We start from the raw sequence: 17146 nt of genomic DNA on the forward strand, positions 1-17146 counted from the left end.
ACTGTGTTGTTGAAGTCGGTCCAAAATTGACCCAGGATGAGTGCGATCGATTGATCGCCGTCGGGGCTTCGTTTTATCGAACGTTAGCTCGCGCCGAGGACTAACGGCGGACTTCGGTGTTGGGTGGCTGAACTAAATCTTCACTTCAAGCGGCCGCAAGAACGGCAGACGAAACTCGATTGAAGCTAAAGTACCTCCAAGGCTGGGCGCGCCGGGCCATGGGAGAGGATAGTGCCAAGTAGACAGCCTGTAGGAGCAGATGGGAAAGGTGCTGCCTGATGGGCTGATTAGGCGGACCGGGTGCCGAGCCACATTCGGGCCTGGGTGTCGCACCGTAGACTCGATCGGTGCATGGGAAGATGAAACCAGTGGCTTGGCATGCTCTCGTGCCTGGAATTGTACGCATTGGGTAAAATGAGCAATCCCATTTAGCGGCTTAGAACAAACAATATGTCCCGTGAGCTGATTCTTTATTGCGATGAGTCTGATATTTCAGGCAAGCATTTTGCGAATTTTTATGGAGGCGTGTTGGTCGAGTCAGCCCACCTTAATGAAGTGGTTTCGACACTGCAGGCAGCCAAGAATCGTCTCAACTTGGGGGCTGAAGTCAAATGGCAGAAGATTACCGAGGCCTATGCCGGCAAGTACATGGAGCTGATGGACGAAACCTTCGCGCTAATGCATGCCGGCAAGCTGAAAATGCGTGTTATGTTCACCCAGAACTATTTTGGAGCCAAGAAGCTTACGCCTGCGCAGCGGGAAAATAGTTTCTTCCTTCTTTACTACCAGTTCGTCAAACACGCATTTGGCTTCCGATATTGTGGAGGCGATCTTGGGCCAGCGAAGGTCCGCATTTATTTTGATAAACTACCGGACACCGACGAAAAATGCCTCGCCTTTAAGGGCTATGTGTCTGGGCTCAATGGAAGCCAAGCTTTCCGGGGAGCCGGACTGACGATCGCTGAGGATCAGCTGGCTGAGGTGGACTCCAAGGAGCACGTGCTATTGCAGTGCCTCGACGTCGTTCTCGGCGCGATGCAATTTCGTCTTAACGAAAAGCACAAGGAGAAGCCAGAGGGCGCGCGAGTGCGAGGAAAGCGAACCAGGGCAAAAGAGGCTGTCTACAAGCACGTTAACAGCCGAATCAGAGAGCTGTATCCCAATTTCAACATCGGAATAAGCACTGGTGGGGAGCCGGAGATGCGTTGGAAGCATCCGTACCGTCATTGGCTTTTCAAGCCTGCGGACCTCGAAATTCGGCCCCAATTTGCCAAGCGAAAATAGAAAAGCCCCGCGCCAGCTACATAAGTGTCCCAAGTGGAACTTGGGCGTTCGCTGAACGAAGGGCTAAGTGGAATTTACTCAAAATTGGCGGCGACGTCAACATCCACGCTCAGTGCCTGGGCCGAGTCTCCCTGTGGTGAGCTCCTGCGGCGCGTGATCGCGTTCTAGCAGTTAAAGTCGGGATCCAAGGTCCACGGCGAGCCTGGCGCTGTAACCCTAGCGGGGTGCCATCCCCTTCCGCAGCTCCCTGGACGTTTCCATCATTTCCTGGACGTCTTGACGCGTTCGATCACAGGATTCTTCCCACAGACCACTCATGAAATCATCGTAGGAGTCGCTATTGAGGCCTACCGGGCGCCTGATCCTCCGACCGCTAGTAGGCGCGCCGCGTAAGCCTTCAAGCTGGGCGAGATCCTCGTCCAGCGATCTGGGATCGGTGAACATTGGATGGGGGCATAGGTTATGTTCACCGTGCTTCCGATTAATAATGGCCAGCCCGAGTCCATCAGGAGAATTTAGTGAGTAAGCGGGATAGCGAGCCAGCAATGCCCACAGCATTCAAACCAGAGTTGCTGTTCTTTGTCCCAATATTGGGATATGCATTAGCGTATGCGTATGAGGCCGGTGCATACAAAGCTGCTGACGCCCCGTCGATTTTCATCGTGGTTTCAATTGCCCACATATTTCTAGGATGTATGAGCGTGGTGGTACCCCTTTTGAGTGTGGGATATGCTTCGTCCAAGAGTTCTAGGCGGATTATAGATAGGGGTTGGAGTGGGGCTCTGAATGTTCTGTTTTTTTCAATGCTTGGATATAGCCCGCTTGTTGTCTATGGGATCTGGAAAGACGATGCGAGCGCCTTATACTTCGGTGTGGCCAGCGGGGCTACGTTTGCAGCCGTAGTCCTCCTGTATGTTGTGAGGAAATCGCCTGGAGTCACAAAGTTCTTTGACGACCATGATCCAACGATAAGAAACCTGCTCGCAATAGGGGTTGTGACTTTGGTTGCCGTTTTCTTTGCGGCAGGCGCGGGAATGATCGCCGAACGGTCACGGGAGACTTACACCGTTCTAGACAATGGCTGTATTACCTATACTCGCGTTTTTCGAACAATTGGGGACACGGTTATCCTGTTTCCAGCGTATAGAGGTGTGGGAAACGCATACGAGCTGGTCTCACTGAGCAGCAGAGGCTTGCTGCGACTGAAGGACGTGAGTCGCGAGGAGTACAGGGCGGCTCTTGCGATGGTCGGACCTTGTGCTAGGTAGGGCGCAAGCTGCGTGGGAACACGCGAATTCGGCTGCTTTGACCGGTTAAGCGGTATAGAATAAGGGTAAGTTTGAGGGTAAGAATCCACGGGTGAAGTCGCTCTCTCCTTACAGATCAATGACCTAGGGGCGCAGTTGGATGCCAATACCGCCTACCAGAATACTTGCAAGAGGTGCCATGCACCGACATGAAAGCCGCATAAGTCTATGACTTTGCGGCTTTTTTGCATTCTGCCCGCCAACGCTCGGAGGGGGCGAACGCGTGACGCAGTCAGCGCCTGCATCAAGCAAGACCTGTTGCCGTGCATCAATTTTGCGCAAAAAGGACGGCGAGGAAAGTGGCCTTGATGGAATGATTGCCGCCGTCTGCGCTGATCGTAGAATCTCCTTAGTTCCTAAGGATGATTATGACGACAGGCCGTCTCCCAAGCCGGTATGGGTTGCTTTTGGTCCTTGTGCCAACTGTGGTGCTCACCGTGCTTTGTGGGGCAATCGGCTATTCGCTTGAAGCTTCGCACGCGGACGAGATCGTTGATCACAATAATGACCATCTACTTCGACGTTCGCTCGACATTGCCAATGAGCAAATCGCCACGATTATTGAGCTGAGCGCTCCGGCGGAATCATGTTCGGACGAGGACCTTGCCCGGATGAGGACGCGCCTCTTTAAGTCGAGGTATGCCGGCGACATCGCTCGGATTTCCGATGGGGCATTGAGATGCTCGGCCGTGTGGGGACGCTGGAAGGAACCGTATGCGCTTCCTCCTGGCGGGAAGCGCGTGCGCTACGGCATCACCCTGTGGAGAAATCTGACAAACCCGGTTCAGCCATCGTTCATTGGCGGGTTAGCGGCAAATGACCGCGTGGCGGTATTTATTATCCCTAATGCACTTGGCGAGGTGGAAGAGCACTCTGGCCGTTTGTGGGGACGGGCATTTTCAAGAGACGGAAGCACAATCCAGGAATTCGGTTCTCAGCCACATGCGACGAAAGACTCGGGTGTTAAGGGGCGGCTAGAGAGCTGGCTTGGGATAGTTCGGCATGGGGCCACGTGTTCGTCGGCGGGTGAACCCGACGTCTGTGTTGAGTCGTTTACCAGGGTGAATGCGCGCGTTTCCGTCCTGGTGTCAGCCCTGATCGGGATAGTACTGGGCGCGGCCAGTGGCATAGCGCTGTTCCTCTGGTGGCGAGGCTCAAACGGTTTGCGAGTGAGTATGGCCCGTGCTCTACGTCAAGAGAAAATACACGTTCGCTATCAGCCGCTTTGTTCTCTAGCAACAGGCAAAATGGTTGGCGCTGAAGCGCTTGCCCGCTGGACGCACGATGAAGTGGGGCCTATTCCTCCGGACACGTTCATTCCGTGGGTTGAGTCGATGGGACTCCGTCGACTTTTCACGAGATACATCATCCGCAATGCGATTGACGGCGTGCGGGAACGCTTGACCGCCGCACAGCCATTCTATTTGAGTGTCAATGTCTTTCCCGCAGATTTGGAAGACGACTTGTTCCTTGAATTTCTCGTTCATTGTGTAGCAGAGCGTGGAGTCTCGCCCGCGCGGATTGTGCTTGAAGTGACAGAGTCTGCGAGGTTCTCAACCACCTCACCGGCAGAACTGTTCAAGCGCTATCGCAAAGCGGGCTTCAGAGTCTTCCTGGACGATTTTGGCGTGGGGTATTCCAACCTTGGGAACGTCCTCCAATGGGACGTCAGCGGGATCAAGTTGGACAGAATTTTTGTCAGGTCAATTGGAGACGTTTCCAGCGCCACTCCGGTATTGGATCAAGTAATCGAAATGGCCAATCAACTGGACATTCAACTCGTCGTGGAAGGCATAGAAATGCGCAGGCAGGTTGACTACATACTAGAACGAGCGCCGCAGGCCGTAGGCCAGGGTTGGTTTTTTGGAAAACCAGTCCCGGCCAGCGAGCTGGACGAAGTGGTGATCGGCGCGGACCCGCACATGGAAGTGCGCTCCTCGTCTGCTGGTGGACGACGGCCCTTGGTGTTCGCAATGGTTCTAGAGCCCTGCAAAGCCGCGTAAATCTTAGACTTCGCGGTTTTTTGTTTTCAGCTTCTGCTCTGCATGCCGGCTGTTGCGTGGGTGCCTACGCCTGCGATCCGTGTCAATCAAAAACGTCAAAAAGCACATCGGCGACCACGGCGGTCGCGACCGCCACGAGGATCAGATCGGATCCTGCGACTCGCCATTCGTAGCCAGGATAGGCGGGCAGGCGAGCCAGCATCGGACCTGGGACCATCTTCTTTGCAATGCCCGGAGGCAGAGGCTTGCCGCGCGCCAGATTCTTACGGACGCCAGGCGGTAATGCGCTGTAACCCGACAACCCATACTCGTCCGCGTAGCCTCTGACGACCGAGATCGTGATGCCGGCGTGGCGCAGCGTCACGTTCGTGTCACCGGAATCGGCGGCTCCCCCTTTGGGCGAGCCGCCCTTATTGCCACTATTACCGTTGCCATTGCCTTTACCGTTGCCGTTGCCGTTGTTCTTATTGCCCTGGCCCTGGCCCGCGTTATCAGGTTTTCCTTTTCCTTCTGGCGGAGCGGCGACTGCGCTGCCACCCAAGTACAGACAACAGATCAGGGCAGCGGCATATTTCTTGATAGCGGGTGCATCCATGGATTGGCTCCTGGTCAGCCAAAAGTGGCAGTGAACCGATTCTAGGATGGTCGTAATCCTTTGGAGTAGGGGAGGAATTGATAAAGATGTAAGTGGAATTGGCTGCGGTGTTGATGCGAATTCATGGGGTTCCCGCTTCCTGCGTCGCACGGCCCGCTTGTTTGTTTTTCATCACCCCACGAATATTCAACGCGGCCAGCCCGACTTGAAGCGCGATCAGCGCAAACGCCCCATCGTGCATGCCCCATGCAATCCATAAGGCATTGCTAAATAGAAAGACCCAAAACCCCCATTGGCGTTTCGCTTTTCCTTGAGACGCCACGAGCCATGCGGCCGCCAGCGAGGTAAGCATCGCCGGCCATTGAAGAAAATCCCATAGTGCTTGCATGGTGCGGCTCTCGTTCACGCTTGCTGCGTCAGCGCAGTTTCCTGACGACACGCGCCAGTTTTGCGATGCCACCCGTGCCACTTGCGGCGCGGCCCATCAGCGCCGTGCCGGCAGCCGTCAGCACGGTGCGCTTGAACAGGGTTCGGCCCTTCAGACCGGCCACCATCAGCAATGCGCCCAAGCCAAATACGATCACATGCTCGCCTGGAAAGTCGGGCCGCCTGGCGTCGATGTCTTTTAATTCGCGAAGTCGCGAGCGATGCCCGTGCTCGACAGGTTCCATTTCCACAACGTTGTCGGATTTCATGGTGCTCCCCCAAAAATAGAAACTGGCTCCCACTCAGCAAGTGACATGCCAGGCGCTGCGTGCGCCAGTCCCGCGCCATATCTGATAAGGTCCGGCGTATCTTCTCCACCGGCCACACTATGCATAACTCCATCAAGGCTCTACTGCTGGTTCCTTGCCTTTGGCTGGGCGCTTGCGCCGTCAAGCCGCCGCCCGCAACGCAAGCGCAGCCCCGCATCGACGAGCTGCCCATGTACGGGGGCATGGATCGATCGGCCGCCGCGGCACTTCAGGCCAGCGACAAAAAGCTGGTTGCGGACGCGGTTCAAGCGTTCGGCTCCGCCGACAAGGCCTCGCGGGCGTGGGTGGCCCAGGGATACCGCTTCTATCAAGCCGACCAACTGGGCATGGCGATGCGCCGTTTCAACCAGGCTTGGCTGTTGAATCCGGATAACCCCGAGGCCTATGCCGGCTTTGCCGCCGTGCTGCATGACCAGGGCAAGTTCTGCCAAGCGATGAGCATGATGGATTTGGCGATCAGCCATGATCCGCCCACCTTTCAGGGCATTTATGCGGACGCGGGACGCATCGCGGCCCGCTGCGCGGCGGAAGACAAGACGCTGCCCCCTGAAGCACGGGTGGCGGCAACCGCCCGTTCCGACGAGTGGTACCGCAAAGGCGAGGCCGTCGAGCCGGATAAGGGGTATCTGTATTCGGCGTGGGCCACCGCCTATTACTGGCGGGGGCAATACGACCAAGCCTGGGCGATGGTGGTCAAGGCACGAGCGGCGGGCGGATCGCCCGGCCCGAAATTCATGGAAATGCTACGCGCCCAAATGCCGGAGCCACGCACATAGGCCGCCCATCATGGCGTTGAATACGGCTGCGCTGGCGGCATTTGCGATATTCTGCTGACCATCATGATCAAAGCTCTATGGTTGGCGTTGGGCTGCGTGATGCTGGCATTGGGCGTCATCGGCGCGTTCTTGCCGGTCATGCCGACGACGATTTTCCTGATTTTGGCGGTGGGCTGCTTTTCGCGCTCGTCTCCACGCCTGGAAAAATGGCTGCTGGATAGTCCGACTTACGGGCCGCCCCTGCGCATCTGGCGCGAACAGAAGGCCGTGTCGCGCAAGGGCAAGACGTACGCTTGTCTGGGCATGGCGCTGGGCTACGGCATTTTCTGGTGGAGCGCGCATCCGTCGTGGCCACTGGCGGCGGGCGTTGGCCTGTTCTTTCTGGCCAGCGCGGTGTATGTGCTGAGCCGCCCGGCACCCAGAACGACGGGTGCCAGCGCCAATGGCGAGCCGTCGCAACGCTAGAGGTTCCGCGCCGAAACGGCGCGGGGTATTCAGCCTGACGCGTTCAGTGTGAATGCCGGGGATCGCCGCGCGTTTCGATCACTTTCAGATATAGCGTTGCGGGCTCCAGGCAACCGCCGGTCGACAGTTGGCCGACCAGTTGCCGATAGAGTTCCTGCCAGGGCGTTTGCGGGGCCGGTGGCTGGTACGCCGGTTCCTGTTTACGCCGCTCCATTTCCGCGTCATCCACCAGCGCCGTCACGCTGCGTTGGTTCAGGTCGACGCGGATCTTGTCGCCCGTGCGCAGCAGCGCCAAGCCCCCGCCCGCGGCGGCTTCCGGTGACATATTCAGGATGGACGGGCTGGCCGAGGTGCCGCTTTGCCGACCGTCGCCCAGGCAAGGCAGCGAGTCCACGCCGCGCTTGATCAGGTGCGAGGGCGGGGCCATGTTGACAACCTCCGCGCTGCCCGGATAGCCCACGGTGCCGGCGCCGCGTATCACCAGGATGCAGTGTTCGTCGATGTTCAGGGACGGGTCTTCGATGCGGGCGTGATAGTCCTCGGGGCCTTCGAACACGATGGCGCGCGCCTCGAAGGCGTTCTCCGATCCCGGCTCTGACAGATAGGTGCGGCGGAAGGCTTCGCCCACGACCGACATCTTGATGATGGCGCTGTCGAAGAAGTTGCCGGACAGCACGATGAAACCGGCACGGTGCTTGAGCGGCGCCTCGCAGGTGCGGATGACGTCGGCGTCGCGGGTCTTGGAGGCGGCGGCGATGTCGCCGATGGTTTTGCCGGACACGGTGGCGCAGTCTGCGTGCAGGCGGCCCGCGGCCAGCAGTTCGTGCATGACGGCGGGCACGCCGCCCGCCCGGTGGAAGCCTTCGCCCAGGTGTTCGCCGGCTGGCACGCAATTGACCAGCAGCGGCACGTCTTCGCCCAGCCGCTGCCAATCGTCCAGGCTAAGGTCGATGCCGGCGTGGCGGGCCATGGCGATCAAATGCGGCGGACAGTTGCTGGACGCGCCCAGCGCCGACGCTACGACGATGGCGTTTTCAAAGGCCTGCCGGGTCAGGATGTGCGACGGTCGCAGGTCTTCGCGCACCATGTCGCAAATGCGCATGCCGGTGGCGTAAGCCATCTGCGCGCGTTCGCGATAAGGCGCGGGAATGCTGGCGCAGGTGGGCAGCGACATGCCCAGCGCTTCCGCCAGCGAGTTCATGGACAGCGCCGTGCCCATGGTGTTGCAGTGCCCGACCGACGGCGACGATGCCGTGGCCAGCGTCATGAAACCTTCGTAGTCCAGCTTGCCCGCCGCCATCAGGTTGCGGGCATGCCAGATGACGGTGCCCGAACCTACCCGCTGGCCGTCGTGCCAGCCGTCCAGCATCGGCCCGCCCGACAGCACGATGGCGGGCAGGTCAACCGTGGCGGCGGCCATCAGGCAAGCCGGGGTGGTTTTGTCGCAGCCGGTGGTCAGCACCACGCCGTCCAGCGGATAGCCGTGCAAGATCTCAACCAGACCCAGATAGGCCAGGTTGCGATCCAGCGCTGCCGTGGGCCGCCGGCCTTGTTCGGCCAGCGGATGTACTGGGAACTCCATCGGGATGCCGCCCGCGTCCCGGATACCCGCCTTGATGCGCTCGGCCAGCGCCAGGTGATGCCGGTTGCAGGGCGCCAGATCGCTGCCGGTCTGGGCAATGCCGATGATCGGCCGCCCAGACTGCAGCTCTTGCCGCGTCAGGCCGTAGTTAAGATAGCGCTCGACGTAGATCGCCGTCATATCGGCGTGCGAGGGGTCGTCGAACCATTTCTGGCTGCGCAATTTGCGGGGTATCTGAGACATGGGTGACTCGCTTGCTTCGCGTGGGCGTCAGTGATGAGACGTCAGTAATCAAGGCCCGAACATCAGGCCTTGCACCATCAGGCCTTAATTACGCGCCTTCTGGATCTCGTCGTTCATTTGCTTGATGAGGTCGGGCCCCAGCTCCTGGGTGTACTTGTCGACCACCGGCTGAACCTTTTCGCGCATGCGCGCCACTTCCTCGGGGCTGACCGTGTTGATCTTCATGCCGGCCTTTTCAAGCGTCGCCATGGCCTTGGTCGAATCCGCGCGGCTGTCCTTGCGCTCGAAATCGCGCGAGGCCGCGGCCGCCTGCCGGATCAGCTTCTGTTCGTCAGGCGACAAGGTGTCCCACCATTTCTTCGAGGCCAGCACCACCCACGGCGTGTAGACGTGGCGCGTGATGGTCAGGAAGGGCTGCACTTCGTAGAACTTGCTGCTTTGGATGGTGGTGATGGGGTTTTCCTGGCCATCGACCGTGCGCGTTTCCAAGGCGGTGAACAGTTCCGAGAACGGCATCGGCACGGCGTTCGCGCCCAGCGTGTTGAAGACGCCCAACGCGATCTGGTTCTGCATGACCCGCAGCTTGATGCCTTGCATGTCTTCCGCGCGCACGATCGGATGCTTGGAATTGGTCATGTTGCGAAAGCCGTTTTCCCAATAGACCAGTCCCACCAGGCCCTTGGCTTCCAGCTTCTTCAGCAGGTCCTGGCCCACCTTGCCGTCCAGCACGGCGTCGGCTTCCTTTTCGCTGTTGAACAGGAAGGGCAGGTCAAACACGCCAAATTCCTTGACCATGCCCGCCAATGGCGCGGTGGAACCCACCATCATTTCCTGTGCGCCGCCAGCCAGGGCGCCCTGCATTTGTTCATCGGAACCCAGTGTTGCGGAACCAAAGGTCCTCATCTTCAGCTTGCCGTCGCTGACTTTTTCAAGCTCTTGCGCCAGGAAGCGCGCGGCGCGGCCCTGGACGCTTTCTTCGTTCAGGCCGTAGCCGAAGCGGATCAGGCGCGGCTTGACGTCGGCCGCCGCGGCCACGCCGGCCACAGCGCAGGACAGCGCGGTAGCCAGCACAAGTAGACGGGTCTTGAATCGAATGGTCATGGTGCTCCTCCTTGGGGTTTTCTCTATGCCGCTAGTGCATCCAGCGTGCGGGTACGGTGATCAGTTCGGGGAAGATCACCAACAGAATCAGCAAGATCGCGTAGGCCACGACGTAGCGCCACACCCCCTTGCAGATAGTTTCCATATTGATGCGGGCCACGCCGCACACCACGTTCAGCACCGTGCCCACGGGCGGGGTCAAGAGACCCACGCAGCCCACCATGACGAACATGACGCCGAAGTAGACGGGGTCGATGCCGGCCTTGGTGACGACCGGCATCAGCACCGGCGCCAGAATCAGGATGGTGGGCGTGAGGTCCATGACCGTGCCGATCAGGATCAACAGAAGCAACAGCGCGAACATCAGCAGCTTGGGCTGGTCCATGATGGGCGCTAGCAGCGCGATAAGATCTTGCGGCATGTCGGCCAACGTGATCATGTAGGACGACACCATTGCGGCGGCCACCAGGAACATCACCACGGACGTGGTGCGCGCGGCGTTCACGAACAGCGGCACCAGGTCCCGCAGGCCGATCTCGCGGTAGACGAACAGGCTGACGATCAGCGCATAGACGGCGGCCACCACGGCCGCTTCGGTCGGTGTGAAGATGCCGCCACGCAAGCCGCCGATGATGATCACGGGCAACATCAGCGCCCACAGCGATTCGCGCAGCGCTTTCCAGCGCTTGCTCCAGGGTTCGCGTGGTGACGGCGTAATGCTGCCGTGCTTGCGCGCCACCCAGGTCCATACGGCCACCAAGGTCATGCCCATCATCAGCCCGGGCGCGATGCCGGCGAAGAACAGCTTGGTGATCGACACATTCGTGGCCACTCCAAAAATAATGAACGAGATGGACGGTGGAATGATGGGGGCGACGATGCCGCCCGCGGCGATCAAGCCCGAGGCCTGTCCGGCGTCGTAACCTTTTTCGCGCAACATGGGGATCAACAACGATCCGAGCGCGGCGGCATCGGCCACCGCCGAGCCGGAAAGGGCGGCCAGCAGCACACTGGCGAAAATGGCCACATAGCCCAGTCCGCCTTGGACGTGCCCGACAAACATGCTGGCCAGGCGCACGATTCGACGCGAAATGCCGCCAGCGTTCATGAGCTCGCCCGCCAGCATGAACAGCGGCACCGCCATCAGCGTGAAGCTGTTGGCGCCCGTCAACATGTTCTGCGCCAGGATCTGGGTGTCGAAGAAATTCAGTTGGAACATCATTGCCAGGGCACTGAGCAGCAGCGCGAAGGCAATCGGCATGCCCAGGGCAATCAGCCCAAGCAGCACAAGCAGGAAGACGGTCAGGATCATTGCGGGTTTCCGGGCGGGGCAGGGAGGCGGGTGCGGGGGAAGGCCGGGATCAGATGGCGGGGTCTTCCGGACTGGATTCCGCCGGCAAGGGGCCACCGGCCAGCACGCGGATGATGTCGACCACGGTCAGGATGCCCATGGCGACCGACGCGTACAGCGCCGCGCTGTTGAATACCGCCAGACGCATTCCCGTGACAGGCAGCACGGTGCCCATGCCGATCACGGTCTGTACCCAACTGCCTTGCGCCATCAGCCAAAGCACCCACAGCACCAGCAGTTGGCAGAACACATGCGACACGCGGCGGGCAGCGGGGCCGAAGCGATCGACCAGCATGGTGACGCCGATGTGCTGGTGATCGCGTAGCGCAATGACCGCGCCCAGGAAGATCAGCCAGACAAAGGCCAGGCGGGAGACTTCGTCTGACGCATTGATGCCGGAGTTGAACAGGTAGCGCAGCGCCACGTTGCCGAACAGCAGCACGACCATGACGACCAGACAGGCCACCATCAGCCAGGTCTGCAACTTGAAACACCAGTCAGCGGCGCGGGCCAACGGTGAACCGCCGGGCCGCCCGGAACGGGAAGCTTGCATGTTTGTCTCCTGCCCCGTTTTCCGGGGCTTTTTTCGCTTATGCTTTTGCGGATGTTAGCGCTAACATTTCGACTTTGGCAAGCCCCTCTTTTTGCGTCAGACTACGCGCTGCCCATCCGACCACGAGGCCCAATGTCCGTCCGTAAACCCCGAAGCTCACACGCCGGCCGCATCACCATGCAAGAGGTTGCACGCCGCGCGGGCGTCAGCGCCATCACGGTGTCGCGCGCGTTGCGCACGCCCGACAAGGTGGCTGAGGCCCTGCGCCTGCATATCGTCCGGGTTTGCCAGGAATTGGGATATGTACCCAACCACGCCGCCAGCGCCTTGGCGTCAGCGCGGTCGCAAACCGTGGTGGTGCTGATTCCGTCGCTGAGCAACGTGGTGTTTGTGGACATCATTTCCGGCATCAAGGAAGTGCTGGATCAGCAGGGGTATCACATGCTGATTGGGGTGACGGGGTATTCGCCTGACGCTGAAGAAGCCTTGCTGCGCAAGTATCTGCAGCATTCGCCGGACGGGGTGATCTTGACCGGTATCGACCACAATCCCGGCACGTGGGCGTTGCTGCGAACGCAGCGGATCGCCACGGTGCACACCATCGAAACACTGGCCGATGGCGAAGACATGAGCGTGGGTTTTTCGCAGTTTGATTCGGGCTATGCCGCTTGCCGCCACCTGGTGGAGCGCGGCCGTCGCCGCATCGGCATCATCGGCGCTCAGTTGGACCCACGCTCGTTGCGCCGCTGCGAAGGCGCGCGGCAGGCGCTGCGCGATGCGGGCTGCTACGACGCCACGCTGGAAATCATGACGCCGGAGAAATCGTCCATCAGCCTGGGGGCGTCCTTGCTGGACACCTTGCGCGCCCAGCATCCCGATTGCGATGCCGTGTTTTTCTGCAACGATGACCTGGCGCAGGGCGCGGTGTTTCAGTGCGGCAGGCTGGGCGTGCGCGTGCCCGAGCAGATGGCCATCATCGGCTTTCATGATCTGGCCGGCACCGCCTGGACCACGCCGCCTTTGTCGACCATTGCCACGCCGCGCTATCAGATTGGCTTGTCGGCGGCCGACCTGTTGATGCGGCACCTGGCCGGGGAACCCGTCGCCCAACGGCATGTGGACTTGGGCTTTACGCTGGTGCAGCGCGAAACCAGTTGAAGGGCGGCGTCAGGCCGCGCGGCGCAGCGCCAGGAACACGCCCGAAGCCATGATCAACCCCATGCCCGCCAATGCCATGGCGTCTGGCGGCCGCTGAAACCAGAACGTGCTGAACAAGACCGCCAGCAGCAGTTGGAAGTAATTCAAAGGGGCCAGCGTGGCGGCCGATACGCGTTGGAACGCGGAAATCAGCAGCACCTGCGCCAGGCCGCTGCATACGCCCAGCGCGATGATGAGCGTGGCGTCGGCTGGGCCAGGCCAGGGGTCTGGCAGGAAGAAGGGGGCGGGCAAGGCCGTGACGATCAGGCAGATGATCGCGGTATAGGCGTATTGCACGGGGCCGGGCACCTTGCCTGACAGCTTGCGCGTCAGCACCTGGAAAATCGCGTAGCACACGGCCGACACCGCCATCAACAGCGTGCCCAGCAGCGGCAAGTCGGAGCCTGGGCGCACAATCAAGAGCATGCCGGCAAAACCCACGGCTACCGCGACCCACTGCACGGGGCGCACCCGTTCTCGTAGCAACCAGGGCGACAGCGCCACCATGATGAGCGGCGAGGTGAAATAGATGGCCGTGGCTTCCGACAGCGGCATCCAGATCAGCGCGGTCATGAAGCATGTGGCCACCGTGGCGAGCGTTATCCCGCGCAGCACCAGCAATGGTTTCTCGGGCGCGTCGCGCAGGCGCAGGCCGGGACCGTGGCGCCATAGCATGTAGACCGCAAGGACAATGACGGCCAAATACCGCATCACGTTCAGGAAGGGCGCGGGGTAGCGCTCCAGCATGTGCTTGGAACCGGCGTCGAAGGTGGCGAACGCGACCAGCGCCGCGAAGAACAGCAGGATGCCCGCGTTGCGCGACGCGGTGGGGGCGGGCAGGACGAGGTCGGGAACGGAGGCCATGGAATGATGCGCGCGCGTCAGGCGCTGGCCCGCCCCATGCCTTGCAGGAAGGCGTCTAGCGCGGGGCCGATGGCCTGAACCATGTAGCCGCCTTCCTGCACCACGACGGTAGGCACACACAGGCTGGCCACGCGCGCGCCGATGTCGCGGTAGGCGTCGATGTCCAGCTTCAGTACGCTGATGGGGTCGTCTTTGTAAGTGTCGAAGCCCAATGCCAGCACCAGCGCTTGCGGTGCGTAGCCAGCAAGGGTCGACAATGCCGTATCCAGCGCGGCCAGGAAGGGATCGTTGCCCGATCCATGCGCAAGCGGCAGGTTCAGGTTGTAGCCTTCGCCCGCGCCGTGGCCACGTTCGTCGGCATAACCGGTATAGAACGGGTAATAGGCGCTGGGGTCGGCGTGCAGTGACACGGTCATGACGTCGGCGCGCTGGTAGAAAATGTTCTGGGTGCCGTCGCCATGGTGTGCGTCCACATCCAGCACCGCCACCTTGGACCAGGTTTGCAGCAAGCGGCTGGCCGCCGCTGCGCTGCTGTTCAGGTAGCAGAAGCCGCCAGCGCGGTCATGATGCGCGTGATGGCCGGACGGCCGGCACAGCGCGTAAGCCATGCCCCCCGTACTGGCGACGTGGTCGGCCGCCGCCACCGCGCTGTGGGTTGACCGCAGGGCCGAGCGCCAGGTGTGCGGGCCGATCGGGCAAGACAGGTCGCTTAGGTAGTAGCCCGTTTGCGCCACGATGGACGGCGACGGGCAGGGCCCGCGTCCGGTCTGTTCGACACGCCCGTTGTAGTAGGGCGACAGGTTGGGCAGGACTTCCGGCCCGGGATCCACGCCGGGCGCCTTCAGCGATTGCCAGCGCGTGTAGGCGGTTTCCAGGTAGTTCAGGTATGCGGCGCTATGAATGCTCTCTAGTGGCTTGCGGCCATAGTCGGAAGGCGCCTCGACCAGGATGCCCCGCGCCGCCAGCGCGCCTTGCAGGCTTTCCGCCCGGGACGGCAGATCGGTGGGGGCGCTGAGCCGGCCCAGCCGCATGAATTGCTGCGGAGTGTGCAGCAATTGTTCTTCCGAGAAAAACGCCTTCATGATGGTCCTCGCTGATGCGTCAGGCCTGCTTGATTTCGATTTCGACAAAAACGAATTCGGTATCGCCGGGATTGATGACGTTGTGCTCAACGCCAACCGGTCGATAGTAGGCGATGCCCGTCGTGAGCTGGCTGGTGACCTGGCCAGTGGGCGTGTCCAGCAGCAAAGGACCGGTGGTTTGTGGGACCACCACGTAGTTCATGCCATGGCGATGCCAGCCCGTTTCGCCACCGGGCGGAAAGCGCCATTCGGTGACGGTTACCAATTCGTTGTCGATCTGCACGGTGGGAACGGCGGCGGGACGTTGCACGAGGAATGCTCCTGAAGTGTTGGCTAAGGTCGGGAATGTGATCAGGCCATTGTCGCCTGGGTGGGGTCCCAGTGCTGGCCGGGCACGGCGGCGATCAACTGCCGTGTGTATTCATGCTGCGGCTTGTCGAAAATCTGTGACGGCGAGCCGTACTCGACAACTTTGCCGCGATGCATGACCAGCACCGAATTGCATATCTGCGCGGCAACCCGCAGGTCGTGCGTGATGAACACCAGCGCAATCTGCAAGCGCTGTTGCAGGTCATGCAGCAGTTGCAGCACCTGCGCCTGCACCGACACGTCCAGCGCTGATACCGATTCGTCGGCCACCAGCACCTTGGGCTCCAGGGCCAGCGCGCGCGCGATGCCGATGCGCTGGCGCTGCCCACCCGAAAACTGATTCGGGTAGCGGTCAAAGGCGGACGGGTCCATGCCTACCAGCGACAGCAGTTCGCGCACGCGGGCCTCGGCCTTCGCGCGCGGCACGCCATTGGCCACCGGGCCGTCGCTGATGATGCGGCCCACGGTGTGGCGCGGGTTTAGCGAGGCGAACGGGTCCTGGAAGATCATCTGGATATCGTGGCGCAGCGGGCGAAAACGCGACTCCGACATCTTGGCGATGTCCTGGCCGTTGAAGATCAATTGCCCGCCGTTGATGCCCACCAACTTCAGCAGGCATTTCCCGATGGTCGATTTTCCCGACCCCGATTCGCCCACGATGCCCAGCGTCTCGCCCCGCCGCACGGCGAAGCTGACGCCGTCCACGGCGCGCACTTCACGCTTGCCGCCCAGCCAGCCATGGCCGATCACGTAGGTTTTCTTCAGGTCTTTCACTTCCAGCACGGGCGCGTCGTCGGCCGTTGGCACGCGTTCTTCTCCACGGCGGTGCGGCACGGCCGCGATCAGCCGCTGGGTGTAAGGGTGGCGCGGTCGGTTCAAGACCTGGTCGGCGGGGCCTTGTTCCACCAAGATGCCTTTTTCCATGACGGCGACGCGATGGGCAATTTCGGCTACCACGCCAAAATCGTGCGTGACAAACATCACGCCCATGCCTTTTTCCTTCTGGATGCGGGCAATCAGCGCCAATATCTGCGCTTGCGTGGTGACGTCCAGTGCCGTGGTGGGTTCATCGGCGATCAGCAACGCGGGCTCCAGGGCTAGCGCCATGGCGATCATCACGCGCTGGCGTTGGCCGCCCGACAAGCGGAACGGGTAGACGTGGTAAAGCGTGGCCGGGTCCGGCAGGCCCACGAAGTCCAGCAGTTCCAGCGTGCGCCGCATGCGGTCGGCGCCGGGATAGGCGTTGTGGACACGCATCACTTCACTGATTTGTTCGCCCACGGTCATCAGCGGGTTCAGGGCCGACAGCGGCTCCTGGAAGATCATCGCCATGTCTTTGCCGCGCATGGCTTGCAGCGTGGCTTCGTCTTGCCGCAGCAGGTCTTGGCCACGGAACAGAATACGGCCCTGCTGCGGCGTCAGATAGTCGGGCAATAAACCCATGATGGCGTTGGCGCTCATGGACTTGCCCGAACCGGACTCGCCCACGATGCAGAGGATTTCGCCGGCGCGGATATCGTAGGAAACGTCCTGCACGGCGAAGGGGCGGTCGCCGCCCCGGGGCAGCGCAATGCTCAGGTTCTGGATGGATAGCAGAGGCGTGGCTTCGGTCATGTCGG

17 protein-coding genes are annotated in these 17146 nt (G+C 61.0%); 6 read left to right on the forward strand and 11 right to left on the reverse strand.

Annotated features, from left to right (window positions below):
- Window positions 1-450: 450 nt before the first annotated feature.
- The 3 genes from WBR68_RS08870 to WBR68_RS08880 all read left to right on the forward strand — a co-directional run bounded on the left by WBR68_RS08870 (window position 451) and on the right by WBR68_RS08880 (window position 4594).
- Complete coding sequence (locus tag WBR68_RS08870; protein WP_230693990.1) at window positions 451-1284, forward strand: DUF3800 domain-containing protein; 834 nt, start codon at window positions 451-453, stop codon at window positions 1282-1284.
- A 545-nt stretch (window positions 1285-1829) separates the two neighbouring features.
- The gene (locus WBR68_RS08875; RefSeq protein ID WP_230693991.1) at window positions 1830-2552 is read left to right on the forward strand and encodes a hypothetical protein; all 723 of its coding nucleotides are present in this window, start codon (window positions 1830-1832) and stop codon (window positions 2550-2552) included.
- Between the two features lie 464 nt (window positions 2553-3016).
- Window positions 3017-4594: an EAL domain-containing protein gene (locus WBR68_RS08880; protein WP_230693992.1), complete on the forward strand. Its 1578-nt coding sequence runs from the start codon at window positions 3017-3019 to the stop codon at window positions 4592-4594.
- A gap of 82 nt (window positions 4595-4676) precedes the next feature.
- On the opposite strand, the gene WBR68_RS08885 is transcribed toward WBR68_RS08880, so the two are convergent.
- The 3 genes from WBR68_RS08885 to WBR68_RS08895 all read right to left on the reverse strand — a co-directional run bounded on the left by WBR68_RS08885 (window position 4677) and on the right by WBR68_RS08895 (window position 5884).
- The gene (locus WBR68_RS08885; RefSeq protein ID WP_230693993.1) at window positions 4677-5189 is read right to left on the reverse strand and encodes an anti-virulence regulator CigR family protein; all 513 of its coding nucleotides are present in this window, start codon (window positions 5187-5189) and stop codon (window positions 4677-4679) included.
- 121 nt (window positions 5190-5310) lie between these two features.
- On the reverse strand, window positions 5311-5577 hold the full coding sequence (locus tag WBR68_RS08890) for a hypothetical protein (protein ID WP_050448638.1): 267 nt from the start codon (window positions 5575-5577) through the stop codon (window positions 5311-5313).
- Window positions 5578-5605: 28 nt separating this feature from the next.
- Complete coding sequence (locus WBR68_RS08895) at window positions 5606-5884, reverse strand: hypothetical protein (RefSeq protein ID WP_230693994.1); 279 nt, start codon at window positions 5882-5884, stop codon at window positions 5606-5608.
- Window positions 5885-6003: 119 nt separating this feature from the next.
- On the opposite strand from WBR68_RS08895, the gene WBR68_RS08900 reads away from it, so the two are divergent.
- The gene (locus WBR68_RS08900) at window positions 6004-6720 is read left to right on the forward strand and encodes a tetratricopeptide repeat protein (RefSeq protein ID WP_230693995.1); all 717 of its coding nucleotides are present in this window, start codon (window positions 6004-6006) and stop codon (window positions 6718-6720) included.
- A 63-nt stretch (window positions 6721-6783) separates the two neighbouring features.
- A complete protein-coding gene (locus WBR68_RS08905; RefSeq protein ID WP_198158198.1) occupies window positions 6784-7185 on the forward strand; it encodes a YbaN family protein in 402 nt (133 codons plus the stop codon).
- A 43-nt stretch (window positions 7186-7228) separates the two neighbouring features.
- On the opposite strand, the gene WBR68_RS08910 is transcribed toward WBR68_RS08905, so the two are convergent.
- From WBR68_RS08910 to WBR68_RS08925, 4 genes are all read right to left on the reverse strand, one after another.
- Complete coding sequence (locus tag WBR68_RS08910; protein WP_050448616.1) at window positions 7229-9010, reverse strand: IlvD/Edd family dehydratase; 1782 nt, start codon at window positions 9008-9010, stop codon at window positions 7229-7231.
- Between the two features lie 84 nt (window positions 9011-9094).
- Complete coding sequence (locus WBR68_RS08915; RefSeq protein WP_050448615.1) at window positions 9095-10111, reverse strand: TRAP transporter substrate-binding protein; 1017 nt, start codon at window positions 10109-10111, stop codon at window positions 9095-9097.
- Between the two features lie 31 nt (window positions 10112-10142).
- The gene (locus tag WBR68_RS08920; RefSeq protein WP_050448614.1) at window positions 10143-11423 is read right to left on the reverse strand and encodes a TRAP transporter large permease; all 1281 of its coding nucleotides are present in this window, start codon (window positions 11421-11423) and stop codon (window positions 10143-10145) included.
- A gap of 49 nt (window positions 11424-11472) precedes the next feature.
- Window positions 11473-12015: a TRAP transporter small permease gene (locus WBR68_RS08925; protein WP_127184112.1), complete on the reverse strand. Its 543-nt coding sequence runs from the start codon at window positions 12013-12015 to the stop codon at window positions 11473-11475.
- A gap of 132 nt (window positions 12016-12147) precedes the next feature.
- On the opposite strand from WBR68_RS08925, the gene WBR68_RS08930 reads away from it, so the two are divergent.
- On the forward strand, window positions 12148-13173 hold the full coding sequence (locus WBR68_RS08930; RefSeq protein WP_230693996.1) for a LacI family DNA-binding transcriptional regulator: 1026 nt from the start codon (window positions 12148-12150) through the stop codon (window positions 13171-13173).
- Window positions 13174-13182: 9 nt separating this feature from the next.
- On the opposite strand, the gene WBR68_RS08935 is transcribed toward WBR68_RS08930, so the two are convergent.
- From WBR68_RS08935 to WBR68_RS08950, 4 genes are read right to left on the reverse strand one after another with little or no spacing between them, the layout of a single operon-like run.
- Window positions 13183-14076, reverse strand: a complete 894-nt coding sequence (locus tag WBR68_RS08935; RefSeq protein ID WP_230693997.1) for a DMT family transporter — start codon at window positions 14074-14076, stop codon at window positions 13183-13185.
- A gap of 17 nt (window positions 14077-14093) precedes the next feature.
- The gene (locus WBR68_RS08940; protein WP_127184114.1) at window positions 14094-15158 is read right to left on the reverse strand and encodes a histone deacetylase family protein; all 1065 of its coding nucleotides are present in this window, start codon (window positions 15156-15158) and stop codon (window positions 14094-14096) included.
- A gap of 19 nt (window positions 15159-15177) precedes the next feature.
- Window positions 15178-15468, reverse strand: a complete 291-nt coding sequence (locus WBR68_RS08945) for a cupin domain-containing protein (protein ID WP_050448609.1) — start codon at window positions 15466-15468, stop codon at window positions 15178-15180.
- Between the two features lie 41 nt (window positions 15469-15509).
- The gene (locus WBR68_RS08950) at window positions 15510-17141 is read right to left on the reverse strand and encodes an ABC transporter ATP-binding protein (protein ID WP_050448608.1); all 1632 of its coding nucleotides are present in this window, start codon (window positions 17139-17141) and stop codon (window positions 15510-15512) included.
- Between the last annotated feature and the right edge of the window lie 5 nt (window positions 17142-17146).

Origin of the sequence: Achromobacter sp. JD-1, from assembly GCF_038594925.1 — a bacterium.
GTDB lineage: Bacteria > Pseudomonadota > Gammaproteobacteria > Burkholderiales > Burkholderiaceae_B > Achromobacter > Achromobacter spanius_C.

Excerpts from the sequence above, each read along its gene's own strand:
- WBR68_RS08915 (WP_050448615.1), bottom strand. The coding sequence starts at position 10,111 with ATGACCATTCGATTCAAGACCCGTCTACTTGTGCTGGCTACCGCGCTG.
- WBR68_RS08905 (WP_198158198.1), top strand. The coding sequence starts at position 6,784 with ATGATCAAAGCTCTATGGTTGGCGTTGGGCTGCGTGATGCTGGCATTG.
- WBR68_RS08890 (WP_050448638.1), bottom strand. The coding sequence starts at position 5,577 with ATGCAAGCACTATGGGATTTTCTTCAATGGCCGGCGATGCTTACCTCG.
- WBR68_RS08910 (WP_050448616.1), bottom strand. The coding sequence starts at position 9,010 with ATGTCTCAGATACCCCGCAAATTGCGCAGCCAGAAATGGTTCGACGAC.
- WBR68_RS08935 (WP_230693997.1), bottom strand. The coding sequence starts at position 14,076 with ATGGCCTCCGTTCCCGACCTCGTCCTGCCCGCCCCCACCGCGTCGCGC.
- WBR68_RS08930 (WP_230693996.1), top strand. The coding sequence starts at position 12,148 with ATGTCCGTCCGTAAACCCCGAAGCTCACACGCCGGCCGCATCACCATG.
- WBR68_RS08940 (WP_127184114.1), bottom strand. The coding sequence starts at position 15,158 with ATGAAGGCGTTTTTCTCGGAAGAACAATTGCTGCACACTCCGCAGCAA.
- WBR68_RS08920 (WP_050448614.1), bottom strand. The coding sequence starts at position 11,423 with ATGATCCTGACCGTCTTCCTGCTTGTGCTGCTTGGGCTGATTGCCCTG.
- WBR68_RS08895 (WP_230693994.1), bottom strand. The coding sequence starts at position 5,884 with ATGAAATCCGACAACGTTGTGGAAATGGAACCTGTCGAGCACGGGCAT.
- WBR68_RS08870 (WP_230693990.1), top strand. The coding sequence starts at position 451 with ATGTCCCGTGAGCTGATTCTTTATTGCGATGAGTCTGATATTTCAGGC.
- WBR68_RS08900 (WP_230693995.1), top strand. The coding sequence starts at position 6,004 with ATGCATAACTCCATCAAGGCTCTACTGCTGGTTCCTTGCCTTTGGCTG.
- WBR68_RS08950 (WP_050448608.1), bottom strand. The coding sequence starts at position 17,141 with ATGACCGAAGCCACGCCTCTGCTATCCATCCAGAACCTGAGCATTGCG.
- WBR68_RS08885 (WP_230693993.1), bottom strand. The coding sequence starts at position 5,189 with ATGGATGCACCCGCTATCAAGAAATATGCCGCTGCCCTGATCTGTTGT.
- WBR68_RS08925 (WP_127184112.1), bottom strand. The coding sequence starts at position 12,015 with ATGCAAGCTTCCCGTTCCGGGCGGCCCGGCGGTTCACCGTTGGCCCGC.
- WBR68_RS08875 (WP_230693991.1), top strand. The coding sequence starts at position 1,830 with ATGCCCACAGCATTCAAACCAGAGTTGCTGTTCTTTGTCCCAATATTG.